Here is a 21019-nt window from a genome sequence, read left to right on the forward strand (position 1 = left end):
GCCCTCCGCCGCCCGGCACCGATGCCGTATGCCGTCACCGCCCCTGTGGAGTGGCCCTGTCGGTCCCACGGACGGTGGCCCAGTCCCGTCAGGCGTAGGCCTCGACCTCGTCGGGGGTGGCTCGACGCACGACGACACGCGTCCAGGCGCCGACGTAGAGGCGGTCGTCGTCGCCCAGCTCGGTCTTGGGGCCGACGGCGATCGCGCGCTGGGGGAGCGGCCCCGACGCGGGCCCGACGAAGGTGCCGTTGGAGCTGCCGAGGTCCTCGACGAACCAGCGGCTCCCGTCGGTGGTCAGCTGCGCATGGCGGCGGCTGACTCCGGGGTCGGACGAGAGGTCGATCTCGGGGTGGGTGTTCTTGCTCGTCGACACGCGGCCGAGCAGGACGCTGCGGTGGCGCAGCGGCATGATCGTCGGCAGCCCCGGTGACGGGCAGGGGTCCTCGGCCTCCTGGGTCTGGTACCAGTCCGGGTCGACCCAGACCTCGGCCAGCCACTCGAAGGACGTAGTGGACTCGCCGGTCGAACCGTCGGACGCAGCGGCTGCGGCACCCGCGGGGCCGGCTGACGCGTGACCGACGGCTTCGCCCTCGGGCTCCGTGTCGGCGAGGTCGCCGGGTCCGGCCGCCGGGTCGCGTGGCATCGCGCCGGTCGTGAAGTCGTAGCCGCAGGCCTCGCAGAAGAGCGCGCCGTCGGGGTTCTCGGTCTGGCAGTGGGGGCACACGAGGGCGGCCGGAGCGACCGGGTCCGCCGTCTCGGGAGCCGTGGCGGCCGAGGCCGGGGGGTCGAGGTCGAGGGAGGAGCCTGCCGTCGGAGCACCGGCTGCAGGGGCGGAGGCGAGGTCGCCCGCGCTCGCCGCGACGCCGCCACCCGAGGCCGGCTGGGCGCTCGCGTCGATGGGCGAGCCGCACGTGTCGCAGTAGTCCTCGGCCTCGGACGTGTGCCCGTTGGGGCAGACAGCGCTCACCGGCGCACCCTGCTCGTCTTCGTCGAGGCCGTGTCGAGCGACATCTCGTCGATCTTCGAGGCCCCCTTCTTGAGGCGGACGGTCCCGGTGTCGGCGTCGTCGATCTCGACGACCTTCTTGAGGCGGGAGGTCATCTCGTCGTTGCCCGTCTGGTCGGCGAGCTGGACGGCCCGGCCGAGCTTCGACGTCGCGACGTCGTCCTGGCCGGCGGCCTTGGCTGCGAGGCCCTCCTGGATGACGGTGGCGAGCTCGGCCTGCCCGGTGTAGGCGGCGACCGCGGGGTCGATGCGCGTCGTCAGCGAGTCGTCGTTGCTCCACTTGGCCTTGACGAGCGCCTGCGCGACGGGGTCACCACCGAGCGAGAACTGCACGCGGGCCGCGAGCTGCTCCTGGCCGAGCGTGCGGGCGGGGAGGCGGACGGCCACGTGGTAGTCGCGGCTCTCGTCGGACCACGCGCCGGTCGGGTAGGCGCCGGTGAGCGGGTTGACGACGGTGCGACGTGACGTGAGGTCCTCGAGCGTCGGTGACACCTGCTTGACGAAGAGCAGCTCCGCGCCCTGCGGCACCCACACGCGCAGCTCCGAGTTGGCGACGCCGCGTGACATCGACGTGCGCATCATCGCCTCGAACTCGGCGGCCATCTCCTCCGGCGCCGGGATGAGGTCGACGGTGCCGAGCAGCGCCGAGGCGATGCCGCGCACCTCGTCGACGCGCCACTGGTCGCCGACGCCGCGGCAGTCGCACTGGAAGGCACCGACGCAGCTCTGGACCGCGGCCTGCAGCGACTGGGACGTCTCGCCCTCGTTGACGCCGTCGGTGAGCAGGATCGCGTGGCGCTTCGTCACGTGCGGCACGGTCTCGAAGATCTGGCGGGCGAGGGAGAGCCAGGTGCCCATCGCCGTGCCGCCGTTGGCGCGGAGGCCGTCGATGGCGCGGCTGGCCTCGCCGCGGGTGTGCGCCGACATCGGGACGAGGGCGCCCTGGTGGCTGTACGGGTAGACGATCTGGGCCGTGCCGTTGCCCGACACGATGGAGAAGAGCGTGCCGTCGACGATCTCGGCGAGTGCGGCCTTGGCGGCCTCGCCGGCGGCCGCGACCCCGCGCCGACCCATCGAGCCGGACGTGTCGATGAGGATGACCTCTGCGGCCGAGCCGGGATCGGCCAGCCCCGCCGAGGCCGTGGACGACGTGCCTGTGGACGCCCCCGTCGAGGTCACGCGCACGATCGCGTGCACGTCGGTGCCCCCGTCGGGCAGGAACTCGTTCTGGAACACCTCTGCCGTGAAGTCAGCCATCGGTCGGGTCCCCTTCCACCGGCGCCGCCGCTGCGGTCGCCTCGGTCGTCGTCGTGCTCGATCCTCGCCCAGCCAGTCTGGCGAGGGCAACCGTGATGTTGTCGCGTCCACCCTGCTCGTTGGCGAAGTCGACGAGCGCCGACGCCAGGGTGGTGGGCGTGGCGTCGTCGAGCCGAGCCGCCGCGTCGTGCAGCAGGGTGCGCAGCGCCTCGGCCTCGGAGCAGTAGTTCCACAGCCCGTCGGAGCAGACCATGAGCCAACCCGGTGTCGGCGTCAGCGTCGTCAGGTGCGGCGTGAGGTCCTCGGGTGCGTCCTTGCCGAGCCAGCGCGTGATCGAGTGCGCGTGCGGTCCGGTCTCGGCCTCGAGCCTCGGGACACCCGCGGTCATCTGCTCCTGCGCGAAGGAGTCGTCGCGGCCCAGCTGACGCGCCGGCTCGTCGGCGGCGTCCGGCAGCCAGTAGACCCGGCTGTCGCCGACGTTGCCGGCCACGACGACGTCGTCCTCGACGACCGCGGCCGCGAAGGTGCACGACGGCGGGTTGGGGACGTCCTCGACGACCGAGGCCGCGACGGCCTCGTTGGCGCGGGTGACGGCGCTCGTCAGCGCCCGCGCGGCACCGGACGCCCACGAGTCCGGGGTGCCGACGCCCTTGGGGAACGGCTGGTCGAGCACGGCCCGGGCAGCTTTCGCGGCGGCGAGCGAGGCGATGTGCGAGTCGGTGGCCATCGAGACGCCGTCGCAGACGACGAGGACGGCCCGCGACCCCGGTGGGTCGGTGGCGCTGAGCGACATGGCGTCCTCGTTGCGGGCGTGGCGCCTGCCGATGTCGCAGACGCCCCCGACCCAGGCCGTCGGCGAGTCGACGAGGTGGTCGCGGGGGTTGGGCGGCGGGGTGCCGCAGTGGTCGCAGTAGCCGTCGACGATACGGCCCTGGCCGCAGGCGTGGCAGGTGAGGTCGTCGGTCGCGGGGGCGGTGGCCGAGGAGGGCACGGCTCCGGTCCAGCCGACGTCGAGGGGGGACTCCTCACCGGCGGGCGCGGTCTGCGGCGTCGCCGAGGCGAGCACCGTGCCGTCCGAGACGTCGGCCGGCGGATGTGCCCCGTCGGAGGCGCGGGCCGCGACCACGAGGTCGGCGCCGCACGCCTCGCAGAAGGTCGAGTCGGCCGGGTTGGCCGTGCCGCAGGCGGGGCAGTCCCGCGAGGCGGGTGGCGCGGGCGCGGTCGTGACGCTCGGCAGGGACCCGGGCGCAGGCACGGGAGCGGGTTGTGGCGCTCCCGCGGTCGGGATGTCGGTCACCAGAGGCTCCAGGGTCGGATGGCGTTGGCCTCGTCCACGAGGGGAACGCGCTCGGACAGGTCGGGGGTGCGCTTGGCCAGCTCGCGCAGGGCCTCCTCGAGCCCGAGACGCAGGCCGTTGGGGGTGCCCTTGTGCTCGCCGAGGCGGACGTCGGCCTTGTTGCCGGTCTTCTCCACCGTCACGAGCGCCTCACGGTAGATCAGCGTCGTGAGCTCGGCACGGCGCCGCGCCGACAGCGACGTGTCGTCGAGGGTGCGCAGGGCCTCGGCGAGGTCGGGCAGTCCTCGGTTGGCCTTGGCGAGCAGCTCGGCGAGACCCGCGCGTGCAGTGCGGTAGGCGCTCGACTGGACCGGGACGAGGCGGTATGCCGCCACGGCACCGTCGACGTCGGACCGTGCGGCCCGGATGCGGGCGAGACCGAACGCGGCCATCGGGACGTAGGTCGCGTCGGTCCGCGCGCAGGCCACGTAGAGGTTCTCGGCGACGGCCGCGTCACCGGCCTGCTCCGAGGCCTGGGCGAGCGCCAGCTTGGGCGCCAGCTCGCCGGGCACCTGACCGTAGACGGCGTTGAAGGCGGCCTGGGCGGCGCGTGAGTCGCCGCGCTCGAGTGCCGCGAGACCCTGGATCCAGACGGCCCGCCACTCCCACGGGTCGGCGCTCAGCAGCTCGCCCGCGGTGGTCTCGGCGACGTCGGGCCTGCCGGCGTCGAGAGCGGTGCGTGCCTGCTCGAGGAGCACCTCCGTCGTGCGCACGGCCGCCCGCTTGAGCGTCGCGAGGCGTTCCTCCGGCGAGCCGGACACCGTGGTCAGCCAGCCCGTCTGGGGGTCGTGCGGGTCGCGGCGCAGCGCCGGCAGGTTGCGCCAGTCGTCGGGCTCGACGCCCGGGGTCGGCACGTCGAAGAGGAGTGAGCTGACCGTCGTCGCCGCAGCGCCCGACCCCCGGTCGAGGGCGACGACCTCACGCAGCACGCCGACCATCTGCGAGCGCAGCTCGTCGGCCGAGACGAAGCGGTCGTCGCGGTTGGGCGCACACGCCTTGGCGACGAGTCGGTAGAAGGAGTCGTAGCGCTGGAAGACCGGGACGGTGTCCTGCGCGGGCAGCGTGTTGAGGTAGGTCGTCTGGTAGCCGCGGAACTCCATCGTCAGGACGACGAGCGTGCGGCCGATCGTGTAGATGTCGGAGGCCGCGGAGACGCCGAGCTCGGCGACCTCCGGGGCCTGGTAGCCCACGGTGCCGAAGATCGCCGAGTCGTCGTCGTCGGCGCGGCGCACGCCGCCGAGGTCGATGAGCTTGACCTCGTCGCCGACCTGGATGATGTTGTCGGGCTTGAAGTCGCAGTAGACGAGCCCGAGGTCGTGGAGGTACTGGAACGACGGCAGGATCTCGAGGATGTAGGCGAGGGCCTGGTCGACGGGCAGCGGGTCGTACCTCCCGGCGGCCTGGAGGCGCTGCTTGAGGATCGACTTGAGCGACGTGCCGCCCACGTACTCCATGACGATGTAGCCGGCGTCGTCGTGCGTCACGAAGTTGTAGATCTCGACGATGCTCGGGTGCGACACCTGCGCGAGGAAGCGCTGCTCGGCGATCGCCGCCGCGAGGGCGTCGGGGTCGGCGGAGTTGAGCAGGCCCTTGAGCACGACCCACCGGTCGGACACGTTCTTGTCGCGCGCGAGGTAGATCCAGCCGAGGCCACCGTGGGCGAGGCAGCCGGCGACCTCGTACTGCCCGGCGACGAGGTCGCCCGCCTTGAGCTTGGGGTCGAAGGAGAAGGGGTGGCGGCAGTTGGCGCAGAAGCCGGTGGTGCGGCCCGGCTTGCCGTCTCGACCGCGGCCGACGGGCTCGCCGCACTTCGGGCAGAAGCGCTTGTTCTCGGGCACCGACGGGTTGGTGAGCAGGGCCTTCTCGGCGTCGATCTCTGGAGCCGGCCGCACCGAGGTGATGCCGCCACCGAGGCGGGCCGAGCGCAGTCGCTGCGAGCCCCCGGTGCGTCGTGTCGCGATCGACCCGGACTCGCGGGCCCGCTTGGAGCCCAGGGCTGCCGATGCGAGGTTGCTCGAGGCGGCCGACCGCGTGGAGATCTCGGGGCCGACGCCCCCGGTGGCCGCGGTCGCGGCGGTGGCACCGGCTGTGGCGGGTGGGTCGGAGGGCGCGGCGTACCCGGCGACGCCGAGCTGGTCGGCCGGGGTGCCGCACACGTTGCAGTAGCCCGCGTCGATCGTCCCGCTGCAGCCGGGCTGCTGGCACGCGCCCCCCTCGGGGATCGACGGACCGACGGCCGGCGCCGCGGCTCGGGCCGGGGCCGCGACGGGCGTGGACGCCGCGCCGACGGAGGCGCTCGCGACGGGGACCGGGCTCGACCCGGCGGCCATGCCGCACACGTCGCAGTAGCCATCGACGATCGTTCCGGTGCAGCCCGGCTGCGTGCAGTTCATGGGCGAGGCCTCTGGGGTCGGGGTGCGGACGGACGGGGGGCGAGGCGGCCGGAGCGAGGCTGCGGGCGGGTCGCCGTGTCGACGTAGGCGGAGAAGGCGGCCGCGAGCGCGCGGGCGCGGCCGATCGGCAGGGGACGCGAGGCGAGCGTCTCGTCGAGACGGCGACGCAGCTCGGCCACGTCGGCCTCCGCCTCGGGCGTCAGCGTCGCCGACGCGGCCATGGCGCCGACGGCACCCACGAGCCCGACGACCTCGTCGCGCTCGGCCAGCCCGGCGGCATACGTCTCGTGGGCGAGGTCGAGGGCCCGCGAGACCCGCTCGAGCTTGCCGCGGTATGCCGTGAGCTCGGCCGCCGCCTGCGGCACGGGTCCCAGCGCGCGGACGTTGGGGATCGCGAGGTGCGGTGCGGGCGTGATCGCCTCGAGGCAGGCGCGCTCGAGGGCCCGGATGGCGGCGGCACGCGCGTCGAGCTCCTCGACCTGCTGCTGCGTGCGCACCCGGCTGCGAGCGGCCGAGGCGCGCTCTGCGGCGGCGACGATGAGGTCGCGCTCGAGCACCGCGACGTCGATCTCGAGCGGACCGATGATGCCGCCGACGTCGGCGCCGCGTCGGGCGCGCTCGACGAGGTCGCCCATGCGCCGGTCGAGCCGCACGAGCTTCTCGGTGGCGTCGTCGCGCTCCGCACCGGCGGGGACGAGGGGGACCTGGTCGCGAGTGCGCTCGATCCCCGCGCGCACCAACGTGATCCGCTGGGTCGCCTCTGCCGCGCCCGGCGCGAGGGAGGCACGCGCCTGGAGGGTGCGGGTCAGCGAGTCGAGCAGTCGGCACGCCTCGGGGAGGCTCACCGCGAGCGAGCCGCTGGATGGCAGTGCCAGGTGCTCGGTCGTGTTGGAGTCGAGCCGCCCGTGGATGAGCGTCGAGAGCCGTTCGGCCTCGACCGGCCCGACCCGGCCACCGTCGAAGGTCGTCTCGAGGAGCGTGAGCCGGTCGCTGACGGCCTTCCAGAAGGTCAGCGCCACAGTGAGGTCGGTGGTGATCGCGACCTGCTCGGCCTGCGAGAGCTTGAGGACGGCGCGGTCGACCTCGCCGAGGTCGGCACGGCGCTGAGCGACCCACTCGCGCAACGCGTTCAGGTACGTCTGGGCCTCGCCGGCCTGGACGGGCACGCCGAGTCGCCCGGGCGCCGTCGGGGCGACGGTGCCCGGGTCGGGATTGCTCTGCGGCACCGCGCTCATCGTCCGTAGACCGGGGTCGGGGGTGCGGGCGCGGGCCCGAGCGGTGCCGCGAGCCAGCGGTTGTAGATCGCCTTCCACTCGCCGTCCGCCTCGAGGTCGGCGATGACCCGGTTGAGGTAGCGGGCGAGGTAGACGTCGGACTTGTTGACGCCCAGGCCGTAGGGCTCGACGGTGATCGCCTTGGCGCTCGTGACGACGGTGTTGGGGTCCTGCGCGGCGAGGCCGGCGAGCACGGTGTCGTCACCGGTGATGGCGTCTGCCTTGCCCTGCTGGAGCAGCACGAGGCATCCGGTGTGGGTGCCGGCCGTCACGACGACCGGCCCCTTGACCTGCTGCAGCTTGGCCAGCGAGGTCGTGCCGGTGGGGGCGCAGACCCGCTTGCCCTTCAGGTCGGCGAGCGTGAGGTCCTTGGCGCCGGGCAGGGCCTTGCTGACGAGGACCTTCTGGCCGGACCGGTAGTACTCGGCCGAGAAGCCGATGTCGTTCCAGCGATCGCACGTCATCGACATGTTGCGTGCGACCATGTCGATCTCGCGGTTCTTGAGCAGGGGCTTGCGGTCGTCGGCCGTGATGACGCGCAGCTGGACCTTCGAGGAGTCGCCGAAGATCGCCTTGGCGACGGCCCGGGCCATGTCGATGTCGAAGCCCTCGATGCCGCCGGTGAACGCGTTGCGGGCCCCGAAGAGGTACGTGTCGGCCGAGACGCCGACCGTGATGAACCCCTTGTCGATGATCCGGCGCATCGACGCATCGGTGATGTCGCCACGGCTCGGCAGGCTCGGCAGCGGGTCGTAGGACTGTGTCGCGTTGCTGCACGTCGGCGCCGGGGCGGCGGGTGTGCTGCTCGTCGGCTTGGGTGCGGCGCTCGCCGGCAGCTGGGTCTCGGCGTAGGTGACGCCGGAGCAGCCGGCGAGAACCCCGACGCCGGCGACGGCGACGAGGGCCACGAGGCGACGCCGCAGCGCCCGGGTGATGGTGCTCATCGGTACTCCTCGATCCGCTGGCCGACTCCTCGGACGATGAGCCACGACGCGACGAGGGCCGCGAGGGCGACGACGACGGCCATGAGTGGCGCCGCACGGCCGAGCGTCTCCAACGTCGTGACGGTGGCCTTGGCGGCGCTGTCGCGGGCCTGCGTCACGGCGACGTCGAAGGTGCTGAAGGTCTTGGCGGCACCGCCGTCCTCCGTGCTCGTCGACAGCGTGACCGCGTCGTCCCAGTGACCGCCCTTGTCGAGGGAGCGCACCTTGACGTGGGCGTCGACGTAGTCGGCCCACTGGTCCTGGAGGGCGCTGTCGTCGAGGGTGGCCAGCGTCGCGTCGACGGCCTTGCGGTCGGCGACCCAGGCCTGTTCGTTCGAGGCCCCCGAGCCCCGGCGGATCAGGGTGAGGCTCTCGTTGGCGCGGGCGTCGTTGGCTGCGGTCGTCACGTTCGCGAGGGCGACGGCCCGCTGGTAGCTGCCGTTGGAGACGTCGCGCGTCGCGCTGCCGACGCCGGTGATCACCGTCGCGGTCACGAAGAGCGCGACGAGGAGCAGGGCGATGGCTCCCGTCAGGGACGGGTTGAGGTAGCGGTGTGTGCGCTTGGCCAGCCAGACGGCGAGCGCGACGAGGCCGATGAGGGACACGACGCCGACGAGCAGCTGGAGGCTCGAGTTGCTGCGCTCGAACTCCTTCTTGGCGCGCTCCTCGTTGGCCTTGACGACCTGCGTCACGATCGGGATGGCATCGGCGCGCAGGCCTGCGCTGGCCTGGGTGAGGTACTGCGCGCCGACGGGCAGGCCGAGCCGGTTGTTCGATCGGGCCTGCTCGACGAGGGCGGCATACGTCTGCACGCGCTGCGAGAGCACCCCGAGGGCGTTGCCGTCGGCGGGCTGGGCGGCGGCGGCCTCGGCGATCCCGGCGGCGACCCGGCCCATGGCGCCCTCGTAGCTGGCGCGTGACTCGGGCGACTCGAGGCCGCCGACGAGGAACGCGTTGGTGGCGACGGCGTCGGCGCGCAGGAGGTCGACGTGGATCGACTGCGCCCGGACCACCTGGGCGCTGTTGTTGGCGGCGCGCTCGACGGCCGCCTCCGAGGCGAGGAGGGCGTTGGCGCTGACGGCTCCGAGCAGCACGGCGGCAACGACGCCGAGGAGGCCGAAGAGGCGCATCCGCCCGGGAGTGCCGTGCAGGAGCCGGCCGGCGAGGCCGCGGGCGCCGGGGATACCCCCGGAGAGGCTGCCGGCGATGGTGCGCGGCCGCTGGCCCGCGGGCGCGCCGGACGACGCACCCGCCGGGATGGCGACGGGGATGTTCGTCGTCGGTGCGCTCATGCGGTGTCCTCGTGCTCGGTCGCGCTGGTGTCGTGCTGCTCGTGCTGCTCGGTCTGCCCGTCCTGCTCGGTCTGCCCGTCCGAGACTGCCTCATCGGCGTCCGCCGGACCATCAGGGTCTGCCCTGACCGCCGCCGGGTCCTGCTCGGGGGCGCCGGGCGCGTCGTCTGCCGCAGTTCCGTCGGCCGGTGGGTCGGCGGGCGCGTGGGCTGGTTCGTCGGCCGGCGTGTCGGGCTGGTCGGTGAAGTCGTCTGCAGTGAGTAGACGCAGGTCGTCGCGCGTCGGCTCCGTCGCGTCCTTGAGGCGCCACGCGTGGCGACCGACGGCGTGCTCGAAGACGTTGCGCGAGAAGCGGCCGTTGCCGAACGCAGGTGTGCGCGGCGTGGCCTCGAGCTGGTGCCGGACGCGGGTGCGGGCGTCGTCGGTCAGCTCGTAGTCGCTGCCGGCGGCGATCGAGTCGAGGATCGCGAGCAGCTCGTCGTCGGAGTAGTCGTCGAACTCGATCGTCGTCGTGAACCGGCTTGCCAGGCCGGGGTTCTGGGCGATGAAGCCGACCATGGGGTCGGGATAGCCGGCCACGATGACGACGAGGTCCTCGCGGTGGTCCTCCATCTCCTTGACGAGGGTGTTGACGGCCTCCGAGGCGTACTGGTCGCCGGTCAGGGCGTAGGCCTCGTCGATGAAGAGCACCCCGCCCGTGGCCTTGGCGCAGACCTCGGCCGTCTTCATCGCTGTCTGCCCGACGTAGCCGGCGACGAGCTCGCTGCGGTCGACCTCGACGAGCTGCCCGGTGGGCAGCAGCCCGAGGGCCTTGTAGATGCCGCCGACGAGGCGCGCGACGGTGGTCTTCCCGGTGCCGGGGTTGCCGACGAAGATGAGATGCCGGCTCATCTTGTGTGCTTTGAGGCCGGCCTCGGTGCGCATCTTCTCGACGGTGAGCAGCGCGACCTGGCGGTGGATCTCCTTCTTGACGCGCTCGAGACCGATCATCGCGTCGAGCTCGGCGAGGAGCTCCTCGACGGACTTCTCGGGCTCGGCCGGCGTCCTGGGCTCGGCCGGTGGGTCAGCAAGGGCGGCTGACGCCGTGGCACCGCTGTCCTGGCCTCCGGGCGGGCCGCCTTGTGCCGCAAGGCGATCCGGTTGCAGGAGATCGAGGAGCCGTGGGTCGATGGGGCCGGGAATGCTCGGACGCATCGTGTCGGGGGACCCGAGGCCCATCCCGGGTGTGCCGCCGAGGAGCCGGCGCTCTGCGTCGGACTCGCTGCCGGGGAACGCGGGCACCCGCTGGGAGGACAGGCGTGCGGCGGCGAGGTAGGCACCGGACGCGGCCGAGGCGTTGGCGATGACCCAGATCGGCGCCGTCCCGAGCATGACGGCGGACGACGCGACCTCGGTCAGCGCCTCGGCGTACTCGGGGGCGAGCGTGTGACGGGAGGCGACGAGCGCCTCGAGCAGGTCGGTCGGGGCTCCGCGCCAGCGCCGCCCGCGCGAGGCGGCGTCGAAGAACGCCTCGTTGATGCGGGCGAGGTCGGTCAGGCCCGGGTGTGCGACCTCGGCCCAGGCGGGGGGCGCCCCGGGCACGGCCTCGGCGAGGGCGGCGGCGACGCGCAGCCCCTCGTCGCGGGCCGCGGCCGGGTCGAGACCGGCCTCCGCGGCGACGTCGCTCAGCTGGTCCAGGCTCTCGGCGAGGCGGGACTCGTCAGCGTTCATGCTCGGTTCTCATGCATCACTCCGGCGGGGCCAGTGGGCGGGGGGAGGCGGACGGTGACGTGCTGACGGCACCCGGAGGACTCGGGGTGTGGGCCGAGCCGGTCTCGGGCGGAGGGGCGACGCGAACCGGGTCGGGACCTAGCCCGAGCACCCCACCGTCGGAGGCCTGGCCGAACTTCTGCTCGAGGAACGCCCCGTGCACGATGATCGCCTCGGCGTCGGCACGGCATACGGCGTCGTAGACCTTGTCCATCGTCGTGCCGAGCAGGTCGAGCTGGTCGACGAGGAGCATGACCGAGCTCTTGCCCGCGGCGATGGGACGCGTGTCGGCCCAGTCGCGCGGGAGGCGCAGGTAGTTGCCGATGGCGACCGGGAGGTAGTCGGTGGCGGTGGCCATGACGCTGAAGCCCTCTCGGCTGCCGAGGCCGAGGTTGTCGAGGCGCGGCAGGGTCTGGCGCACGATGCGGGTGACGCGCAGCAGGCGGGAGAGCACGACGCCGGGCACCTTGCCCTCGCGGGCCTGCGTCTCGATGGCGTCGAGCGCCCCGAGCAGCTGCTCCGTGGTGGGTGGGCCCGAGCGCACGGGCTCGGGTGCCTCGGGCCTGTCCAACCCGAACCACGACCGGATACCCACTGCTGTGTCCCCTCTGGTGTGTCGCGCGCGCCGACCGTCGACCGGCCACGCACATCCTGCTGTACGAGTCGCGCCACGGCGACCCTGCCTCACCTCACCCGCGTCGCGGGCCCGTCACCGGCTCCCGGTCCCAGCCACCCTCACCGGCCCGAGCCGAGGTCGAGCAGTCCGGGCGCGGCGTTCTCGGCGCGGCGGGCGTCCTGCTTGGACACGCGGTCGAGGTAGGAGCGCGACTTGGCCACCTCGGTCTCGAGCGTGCCGATCGTCGCGGCCATGTTGTCGAGCGCCCGCACCTTGAACTGGTCGATGGTGTCCATCGTCTCGTAGATGTTGGCGAACGCCTTCTGCAGCGACTCGATCGACAGCGTCGCGCTCGCCGACTGCTCCTGGATGCGGGCGGAGTTCTGCTTGAGGGCCTCCGACGTACGCTCGATGATGCCCGAGGTCGTCGTGTTGAGGGCCGTGATCTGGTCGAGCACGAGCTGCTGGTTGTTGAGCGCCTGGGCCACGATGACGGCGGTGCGCAGGGCCGAGACCGTGGTCGTCGTCGCGCGGTCGACGCCCTTGATGAGCTCGATGTTGTTCTTGATGATGATGTCGATCGCGAGGTAGTTCTGGATCGACACGGCGAGCTGGGTCAGCAGGTCCTGGTGCTTCTGGCGGACGTAGAAGAGGACGTCCTCGCGCAGCGCCTTGGCGCGTTCGGGGTCGGTCGACTCGAGGGTCGCGACCTGGGCGGCGAGCTTGGCGTCGAGGCGCTCGGCGACGTAGACGTACTGGTTGAGCCGGCCCATCGACTCCCAGAGGTTCTTCTTCTCGAGGTTGAGGGCGACGTTGTCCTTGACGAGCTCGTCCTGGCCGGACTGGAGCGAGTGGAGGATGCCGTTGAGGTGGCTCTGCGCCGACTGGTACTTGCGGAAGTAGTCGTTGACCTTGTCGCCGAACGGGATCATGCCGAGGAACTTCTTGGCGCCCGCGGCCTGGCCCGGGTCGAGGTCCTCGACCGTGCGCCGCAGGTCGAGCAGCGTCTTGCCGACCTTCGAGTTGCCCGACAGGCCGCCCTCGTTGAGCGCCTTGACGGGCATCTGGAGCATCCGGTTGGACGACTCGGCGGCGAACCGCACCTCGTCGTTGCCCATGCTGCGCACGTCGGCGGCCTTGGTCTCCCACTCGGGCGAGCGGGCCGCGGCCTTCGTGAGGGAGTCGAGGTAGGTGTCGACCTTGGCGTCGAGGCCGGGCAGGGCCGCCTCGGGGACGGCCGGTGCCATCTTCGGCGCGGCGGTCTCGGCGACGGCGGCCGTCGGCGCGGGGGCCGTGAGGATGAACGCGTCGCCGGGCGGCGGCTCGAGGGGGGCGACCTGGGCGGGCGCGGCTGCCTGGGCGGCGGGCTGGTCAGTCATGTGGAGCGGGTCCTTCCCTCGCGTGCCGGCCGCGTCGGCGACGCGACCGAAGTCCCTCGCCCGTCGGCACCACGGACGGCGCACGAATCACGCCTGCGGCGCGCTCGTCGGGCGTACGGCCACTCTACGTGCCGTGCGCCTGCGACGGGTGGGCGAACGCGTGGGTTCCGTCGCCCCGCGGACCCGTCCGGAGTCCCTGACGAGGCCCCGGTGGAGCCCCGGTGGAGAGGAGCGGCCGCGGCTCGGAGTCAGGGGAGGTTACGAGCCGCGGCCGCGTGTGTGGGGCACCCACACCGGAAGAACGGACGGGGTTACCCGCCGGTTCCCGGGGTGATCCGGGGCCGCGCACGGGTCGCCCCGGGCGCGGGCCCGGGTCGCTCAGTCGAACTGCCAGGAGCGCTTGCTCAGGCCGAACCAGAAGCCGTCGATGACGCTCTTGTTGTCGAGGCCGCCCGACTCGTAGGCGGCGCCGAGGGTCACGAAGAGCGGCGCGAAGTGCTCGGTGCGCGGGTGTGCCTCGTGGGCCGCGGGGGCCTTGTCGAGGAAGTCGAGCAGGCCGTCGACGTCCTTGGCCTTCATGGCCTCCTGGGCCCAGTGGTCGAACTCGGCGCTGGCGCGCGGCGGCTGGCCGTCGGCGCCGGCGTGCGGGTTGAACCAGCGCAGGTTGTGGGTCGTGAAGCCGGAGCCGACGATCATCGTGCCCTGCTCGCGCAGCGGGGCGAGGCGCCGGCCGATCTCGAAGAGGCCGCGCGGGTCGAGGGTCGGCATCGACATCTGGAGCACCGGCACGTCGGCGTCGGGGAACATCTCCTTGAGCGGGACGTAGGCGCCGTGGTCGAGGCCGCGCGCCTCGTCGCGGTGCACCTCGTGGCCGGGCCACGTCAGCAGCTTCGTCACGTCGTCGGCGAGCGCGGGCGCCGCGGGCGCGTCGTAGGTCACCTCGTAGTACTTCTGCGGGAAGCCCCAGAAGTCGTAGGTGAGGGGGGCGCCGGTCGTCGAGCCGAGGGTCGTCGGGGCGTCCTCCCAGTGCGCCGAGACCATGAGGACGTCCTTGGGCTTCGGCAGGTCCGCGGACCACCCGGCCAGCTCGGCCGTCCAGCGCTCGTCGTCGGCGAGCGGCGGGGCGCCGTGGCTGAGATAGAGGACGGGGGCGGACATGGCGGTTCCTTCCGAAGTTGTTGAACTCTAAACTACCATGGGAACGTGGCTCCGCGCGTCATCATCCCCGAGGACGTATGCCGTGTGGCCCCGTTTCTCCGCACCCCCGCCGAACCGTCGAGAGGCCACCTCTAGCCCACCCTCAACCCTCGAGAGGCCACAAGGGCGGCGTCCGCGCTTGGCCTCGACGTGTCAGACGCGGCCACACGTGGCCTCTCGACGTGTCAGACACGGCCACACGTGGCCTCTCGACGTGTCAGACGCGGCCACACGTGGCCTCTCGACGTTTGAGGTGGGCGGGGCGCGGTGGGCGCGGGACGAGCGGGTCGCCAGGGGACGGCATACGCCCTCTCCGGCGGATGTCGTGAGACCACACCCGGCGCGGGCTGTTACGGTCGGTCCGCGTCCACGTCGGGGCAGCGACGAATCCGCTGCACGTGAGATGCGGGAAGTTGAAGGTGCACCATGGCCGCAGGCAAGGGCCGCAAGCTCGTCATCGTCGAGTCGCCCGCCAAGGCGAAGACCATCGCCGGATACCTCGGAGGCGACTTCGAGGTCGAGGCGTCCGTGGGTCACATCCGTGACCTGCCGAACCCCTCCGAGCTGCCGGCCGACATGAAGAAGGGCCCGTTCGGCAAGTTCGCCGTCGACGTCGACAACGGCTTCGAGCCGTACTACGTCGTCGACCCGGACAAGAAGAAGAAGGTCGCCGAGCTCAAGCGCCTCCTCAAGGACGCCAGCGAGCTCTACCTCGCCACCGATGAGGACCGCGAGGGCGAGGCCATCGCGTGGCACCTGCTCGAGGCTCTCAAGCCGCGGGTCCCCGTCAAGCGCATGGTGTTCCACGAGATCACCCGCGAGGCGATCCAGCGCGCCGTCAACGACACCCGCGAGATCGACACCGCGATGGTCGACGCCCAGGAGACCCGCCGCATCCTCGACCGCCTCTACGGCTACGAGGTCAGCCCGGTGCTGTGGCGCAAGGTCCGTCAGGGCCTCTCGGCCGGCCGGGTCCAGTCCGTCGCGACCCGCATGGTCGTCGAGCGCGAGCGCGAGCGCATGGCGTTCGTCCGCTCCTCCTACTGGGACGTCGAGGGCGACTTCACGCCCGACAGCGCGAGCCAGCAGTTCACGGCCCGGCTCTCGTCCGTCGACGGCGTCCGCGTCGCCACGGGCCGCGACTTCGCCGACGACGGCCGCCTCACCGGCAAGGGCGTCGTCCACCTCGACGAGGCGCTCGCGACCCGCATCGCGCAGGCCTGCCTGCCCCTGGCTGCACGTGTCACCGACGTCCAGGAGAAGCCCTACACGCGCCGCCCGTCGGCGCCGTTCACGACCTCGACCCTCCAGCAGGAGGCCTCGCGCAAGCTGCGCATGTCGTCCAAGAACGCGATGCGCGTGGCGCAGCGGCTCTACGAGAACGGCTACATCACCTACATGCGTACCGACAGCACGACGCTGTCCGACGCCGCCATGACCGCCGCGCGCAGCCAGGCGCGTGACATGTACGGCGCCGAGTACGTCCCGGACAGCCCGCGCCGCTACGAGAAGAAGGTCAAGAACGCCCAGGAGGCCCACGAGGCCATCCGCCCCGCCGGTGACCGTTTCCGCTCGCCGGCCCAGGTCGCGGGGTCGCTGCGCGGCGAGGAGTTCGCGCTCTACGAGCTGATCTGGAAGCGCACCGTCGCCTCGCAGATGGCCGACGCCCGCGGCTCGACCGCCACCGTCAAGCTCGCTGTCGACACGGCCGTCGAGGGTGCGCAGTCCGTCGAGTTCAGCGCCAGCGGCACCGTCATCACCTTCAAGGGCTTCCTCGCCGCGTACGAGGAGGGCCGCGACGACGAGGCCGCCGCCCGCGCCGACGCCGCCGCCGAGGAGCGCCGCCTGCCCAAGCTCAGCGCCGGCGTCCCGCTCGAGGTCGTGCGCGCCGAGGCCGACGGCCACGAGACGAGCCCGCCCGCCCGCTTCACCGAGGCCACCCTCGTCAAGGCGATGGAGGAGCGCGGCATCGGCCGACCCTCGACGTATGCCGCGACGATCGGCACCATCCAGGACCGCGGCTACGTCTTCACCAAGGGCCAGGCCCTCGTGCCGACGTGGCTCGCCTTCGCCGTGACGCGCCTGCTCGAGGAGCACTTCGGCAACCTCGTCGACTACGAGTTCACCGCCTCGATGGAAGAGGACCTCGACCGCATCGCCAACGGCGACGAGGGCCGTGTCGCGTGGCTCAAGCGCTTCTACTTCGGCGAGGAGGCCACCTCGTCCGCCGGCCTGCGCAACCTCGTCGAGGACCTCGGCGAGATCGACGCCAAGGAGATCTCCACGATCCCGATCGGCGACGGCATGGTCGTGCGCGTCGGCCGCTACGGCCCGTACGTCGAGGAGCTCGTCCCCGCGGGCGTCGACCTCGAGACGGGCGAGGTCGCCGACGGCGCCGAGGTGCCGGCCACGCCGCGCCGCGCGACGATCACCGACGACATCGCGCCCGACGAGATGACTCCCGAGAAGGCACGCGAGCTGCTCGAGGTCGCCGCCGACGACGGCAAGGTGCTGGGCAAGGACCCCGAGACCGGTCGCGACATCATCGCCCGCGCCGGGCGCTACGGGCCCTACGTCACCGAGGTCATCGAGGACGACGACGCCGCTGCGGCCGACAGGCCCAAGGCCAAGAAGGCGGCCAAGGTCAAGCCCCGCACGGCCTCGCTCTTCAAGGACATGGAGCTCGCGACCCTCGACCTCGAGTCGGCGCTCAAGCTGCTCTCGCTGCCGCGCGTCGTCGGCACCGACGCCGAGGGCGTCGAGATCACAGCGCAGAACGGCCGCTACGGCCCGTACCTCAAGAAGGGCACGGACTCGCGCTCGCTCACGACCGAGCAGCAGCTCTTCGACATCACGCTCGACGAGGCGCTCGCGATCTACGCCCAGCCCAAGCAGCGCGGGCGCGCGGCTGCTGCACCGCCGCTCAAGGAGCTCGGCGCCGACCCCGTCAGCGGCAAGCCCGTCGTCGTCAAGGACGGCCGTTTCGGCCCCTACGTCACCGACGGCGAGACCAACGCTACGCTGCGCAAGGACGACGACCCCGAGGCGATCACGCCGGAGCGCGGCTACGAGCTGCTCGCCGAGAAGCGCGCCAAGGGCCCGACCACCCGCAAGCGCGTCGTGAAGAAGACGGCGAGGAAGACCGCGAAGAAGGCGACGACCCGCACGACGAAGAAGGCCGCCACCAAGAAGGCCTGACCCGCGCACCGCTCGAGTGAGCTCTCACTCGAGGGTGGTTCGGCGATCACTCGAGTGGCTCATTGCGTATGCCGTGTGGTGGCCCTGCCGGGGACGCTGCGCTCGCGCTAGCGTCGGGACGTGATCGAGACCCGACGCCTCGAGGCTGCCGACCGGGACCGGTGGGAGGAGCTCTTCCGCGCGTACATCAGCTTCTACGAGCGCGAGCTCGGCCAGGCGGCATACGACAGGGCATGGCGCGAGATCGCCTCTGACGCAAGGCTGCACGGGCTCGGGGCATGGCTGGACGGCGAGCTCGTGGGGATCACCCACTTCCTCGTGCACCCCAGCTCGAGCGAGCCGGACCTCTGTTACCTCGAGGACCTCTTCACCGACCCGGCGGTGCGCGGCCGGGGCGTCGCGAGCGCCCTCATCGCAGCCGTGCGCGACTGGGCGCGCGGGCAGGGCTGCGGCAGCGTCTACTGGCAGACCCACGAGTCGAACGCCGTCGCCCGCCGGCTCTACGACGAGGTCGCGACGTTCGCGGGCTACGTCGTCTACACGACGCCGGTCGGTGGCGCGGGTGGTGGCGCGGGTGGTGGCGCGAGTGGTGGCGCGGATGCTGGCGACGGGCCGCGGTGACGGGAACGTCGGCGCGCGGTGAGAGGCTGAGTCCATGTCAACCGTTGTCTTCGTCCACGCCCACCCCGACGACGAGGCCTCGCAGTCCGCCGGCTCGATGGCTCGCGCCGTCAGCGAGGGCCACCGCGTCGTGCTCGTCGTCGCCACCAACGGCGACCACGGCGACGCGCCCGACGACCTGGCCGAGGGCGAGACCGTCGTCGAGCGGCGCCGGGCCGAGGCCGCCGCCTCCAACGCCGTCATCGGCACCCACCGCGTCGAGTTCCTCGGCTACGCCGACTCCGGAATGACCGGGTGGGCGCAGAACGACCACGAGGAGAGCTTCGCCCGGGCCGACACGGAGGAGGCGGCGCAGCGCCTCGCGGCGGTGCTGCGCGAGGAGGCCGCCGACGTCGTCGTCGGCTACGACTGGCACGGCGGCTACGGCCACCCCGACCACGTCAAGGTGCACGCCGTGACCAGGCGGGCGGCCGAGATCGCCGGCACGCCGCGCTACCTCGAGGGGTCGATGAACCGCGACGCGATGATCCGCTCGCACCAGGCGGCGATGGCGGCCGGCCACGACGTGGGGGAGTGGGACCCGAGCCAGCCGATGGACGACGGCAACCCGCTCGGCAGCCTCGAGAGCGAGCTGCACTGGGCGTGCGACGTGGGCGAGTTCCTCGAGGTCAAGCGCTCGGCGCTCAAGGCGCACGCGAGCCAGTCCGACGCGCAGGGGATGCTCCAGATGCCGGTGGAGATGTTCGCGGTGGCCTTCGCCCAGGAGCACTACATCGAGCCCGGCCGTCCCGACGGGATGGTCGCGGGCTGGTTCCTCGACGGCTGAACCGTCCGGTAACCTACTCGCGGTAACAATGCCGTTTCCTCCGGAGGGACCCCGATGCCCGAGATCGACTTCACGACCGCCACCGCTGAGCAGCTCGCCGCCGTCGAGCCCGGCGACTTCATCCGCATCGTCAAGGAGATGTCCGACAAGGACGTCAAGGAGGTCATGGAGAGCGACAACCGGGGCGCCATCGTCGACGCGATCTTCCGGCGCATGCCCGAGCTCTTCCGGCCCGACCGGGCCGGTTCGACGACCGCCACGACCCACTGGAGCATCACCGGGCGCCCCGACGGCTTCGCCGACGAGTGGACCGTGCGCTTCGCCGACGGCACCTGCACCTCGGTCCCCGGCCACGACGGCGACTCGACGCTCTCGCTCGCGATGTCGCCCGTCGACTTCACCAAGGTCATCACCAAGAGCGGCAACCCGGTGATGATGTTCATGACCGGCAAGATCAAGGCCAAGGGCGACCTCGGGCTCGCGGCCAACATCGCGAACTTCTTCGACATCCCCAAGGCCTGAGGAGCCCGTCGTGGTGGAGTTCTCGCTCGCCCTGAACGACGACCAGACCGAGCTGCGGGACTGGGTGCACGGCTTCGCCGCCGACGTCGTGCGGTCGGCCGCCTCCGAGTGGGACGCCCGCGAGGAGACGCCGTGGCCCGTCATCCAGGAGGCCGCGAAGAACGGCCTCTACGGCTTCGAGTTCCTGGCCCAGTGCTGGTCCGACCCCACCGGCATCTCGATCAACCTCGCCAACGAGGAGCTCTTCTGGGGTGACGCCGGCATCGGGATGTCGATCTTCGGCACGACCCTCGCGGTGGCCGCGATCTACGGCTCGGGCACGCCCGACCAGATGGTCGAGTGGCTGCCGCAGTGCTACGGCGACGCCGACGACCCGAAGCTCGCCGCCTTCGCGACGACCGAGCCTCAGGCCGGCTCCGACGTCGGGGCCATGCGCACCCGCGCCCGCTACGACGAGGCCGCCGACGAGTGGGTGATCAGCGGCCAGAAGGCCTACATCACCAACGGCGGCATCGCGAACGTCCACGTCGTCACGGCCGTCGTCGACCCCGAGCTCAGGGCTCGCGGGCAGGCGGCCTTCGTCGTGCCACCCGGCACGAAGGGCCTCGAGGGCGCCAAGAAGCTGCGCAAGCTCGGGCTGCGTGCCTCGCACACCGCCGACGTCTTCCTCGACGACGTGCGCGTCCCCGGGTCGTGCCTGCTCGGCGGCAAGGACAAGCTCGACGAGCGCCTTGCCCGGGCCCGCGAGGGAGGGTCGTCGAGCGGACAGGCGGCCATGCGGACGTTCGAGATCTCGCGTCCCACGGTGGGTGCGCAGGCGCTCGGGATCGCCCGGGCGGCATACGAGTACGCCCTCGACTACGCCAAGGACCGCGTCGCCTTCGGCCGGCCGATCATCGAGAACCAGGCGATCGCGTTCGCGCTGGCGGACATGCGGACCGAGATCGACGCGGCCCGGCTGCTCGTGTGGCGCGCGTCGTGGATGGGTCGCACCAACCAGCCGTTCACCGCTGCCGAGGGCTCGATGAGCAAGCTCAAGGCCGGCGAGGTCGCGGTGGCCGTCACCGACAAGGCCGTGCAGATCCTCGGCGGGGCCGGCTACGTCACCGACCACCCGGTCGAGCGGTGGTCGCGCGACGCGAAGATCTACACGATCTTCGAGGGCACGTCCGAGATCCAGCGCCTCGTCATCGCCAGGGCCATTAGCGGCGTCCGCATCCGCTGACCCGTCGAGTGGCCGGCTGTGGCCGCCCCCGACATGTCGAAAGGCCAGTCTCGCGACGAGAACTGGCCTTTCGACGGGCACGAGGGGGCGAGACGTGGCCTCTCGACGGGCAATAGGGGGCGAGACGGCCTCTCGACGGGCAGCGCC

At 72.2% G+C, this 21019-nt stretch carries 16 protein-coding genes; 5 read left to right on the forward strand and 11 right to left on the reverse strand.

Translation table 11 applies throughout. The features are described from left to right. Positions 1-88 precede the first annotated feature (88 nt). From ASG96_RS02020 to ASG96_RS02070, 11 genes are all read right to left on the reverse strand, one after another. A complete protein-coding gene (locus ASG96_RS02020) occupies positions 89-967 on the reverse strand; it encodes an FHA domain-containing protein (protein WP_057586302.1) in 879 nt (292 codons plus the stop codon). Beyond that, positions 964-2262 carry a VWA domain-containing protein gene (locus ASG96_RS02025; protein ID WP_057586304.1) on the reverse strand — a complete coding sequence of 433 codons (1299 nt, stop codon included), beginning with the start codon at positions 2260-2262 and terminating at the stop codon, positions 964-966. Before ASG96_RS02025 ends, ASG96_RS02020 begins: the two co-directional genes overlap by 4 nt. Then, positions 2255-3559, reverse strand: a complete 1305-nt coding sequence (locus ASG96_RS02030) for a protein phosphatase 2C domain-containing protein (protein ID WP_057586305.1) — start codon at positions 3557-3559, stop codon at positions 2255-2257. Before ASG96_RS02030 ends, ASG96_RS02025 begins: the two co-directional genes overlap by 8 nt. Continuing rightward, positions 3556-5991 carry a serine/threonine-protein kinase gene (locus ASG96_RS02035; RefSeq protein ID WP_057586307.1) on the reverse strand — a complete coding sequence of 812 codons (2436 nt, stop codon included), beginning with the start codon at positions 5989-5991 and terminating at the stop codon, positions 3556-3558. Before ASG96_RS02035 ends, ASG96_RS02030 begins: the two co-directional genes overlap by 4 nt. Further along, a complete protein-coding gene (locus ASG96_RS02040; RefSeq protein WP_057586309.1) occupies positions 5988-7217 on the reverse strand; it encodes a hypothetical protein in 1230 nt (409 codons plus the stop codon). Before ASG96_RS02040 ends, ASG96_RS02035 begins: the two co-directional genes overlap by 4 nt. A gap of 5 nt (positions 7218-7222) precedes the next feature. Next, positions 7223-8209, reverse strand: a complete 987-nt coding sequence (locus ASG96_RS02045; protein ID WP_057586311.1) for a glutamate ABC transporter substrate-binding protein — start codon at positions 8207-8209, stop codon at positions 7223-7225. Then, the gene (locus ASG96_RS02050) at positions 8206-9540 is read right to left on the reverse strand and encodes a hypothetical protein (RefSeq protein WP_056760116.1); all 1335 of its coding nucleotides are present in this window, start codon (positions 9538-9540) and stop codon (positions 8206-8208) included. The genes ASG96_RS02045 and ASG96_RS02050 overlap by 4 nt, the downstream gene beginning before the upstream one ends. Next, on the reverse strand, positions 9537-11249 hold the full coding sequence (locus ASG96_RS02055; RefSeq protein WP_056760114.1) for an AAA family ATPase: 1713 nt from the start codon (positions 11247-11249) through the stop codon (positions 9537-9539). The genes ASG96_RS02050 and ASG96_RS02055 overlap by 4 nt, the downstream gene beginning before the upstream one ends. 16 nt (positions 11250-11265) lie before the next feature. Continuing rightward, positions 11266-11832 (reverse strand): hypothetical protein, encoded by a 567-nt coding sequence (locus tag ASG96_RS02060; protein WP_056760313.1) that lies wholly within the window; start codon positions 11830-11832, stop codon positions 11266-11268. Positions 11833-12023: 191 nt separating this feature from the next. Continuing rightward, positions 12024-13283, reverse strand: coding sequence for a toxic anion resistance protein (locus ASG96_RS02065; protein ID WP_056760311.1), 1260 nt, complete (start codon positions 13281-13283; stop codon positions 12024-12026). Between the two features lie 378 nt (positions 13284-13661). Then, positions 13662-14441, reverse strand: coding sequence for a class III extradiol ring-cleavage dioxygenase (locus ASG96_RS02070; protein WP_056760112.1), 780 nt, complete (start codon positions 14439-14441; stop codon positions 13662-13664). A gap of 465 nt (positions 14442-14906) precedes the next feature. On the opposite strand from ASG96_RS02070, the gene topA reads away from it, so the two are divergent. From topA to ASG96_RS02095, 5 genes are all read left to right on the forward strand, one after another. Further along, positions 14907-17678, forward strand: coding sequence for a type I DNA topoisomerase (gene topA / locus ASG96_RS02075; protein ID WP_057586313.1), 2772 nt, complete (start codon positions 14907-14909; stop codon positions 17676-17678). A 120-nt stretch (positions 17679-17798) separates the two neighbouring features. Beyond that, on the forward strand, positions 17799-18299 hold the full coding sequence (locus tag ASG96_RS02080) for a GNAT family N-acetyltransferase (RefSeq protein ID WP_235509026.1): 501 nt from the start codon (positions 17799-17801) through the stop codon (positions 18297-18299). 34 nt (positions 18300-18333) lie between these two features. Then, complete coding sequence (locus ASG96_RS02085) at positions 18334-19125, forward strand: PIG-L deacetylase family protein (RefSeq protein WP_056760108.1); 792 nt, start codon at positions 18334-18336, stop codon at positions 19123-19125. Positions 19126-19179: 54 nt separating this feature from the next. Then, complete coding sequence (locus tag ASG96_RS02090; RefSeq protein WP_056760106.1) at positions 19180-19647, forward strand: SCP2 sterol-binding domain-containing protein; 468 nt, start codon at positions 19180-19182, stop codon at positions 19645-19647. Between the two features lie 10 nt (positions 19648-19657). Further along, a complete protein-coding gene (locus ASG96_RS02095) occupies positions 19658-20872 on the forward strand; it encodes an acyl-CoA dehydrogenase family protein (RefSeq protein ID WP_057586315.1) in 1215 nt (404 codons plus the stop codon). Positions 20873-21019: the final 147 nt, after the last annotated feature.

Source organism: Terrabacter sp. Soil810, assembly GCF_001429645.1.
In the GTDB taxonomy this organism is placed as follows: domain Bacteria; phylum Actinomycetota; class Actinomycetes; order Actinomycetales; family Dermatophilaceae; genus Terrabacter.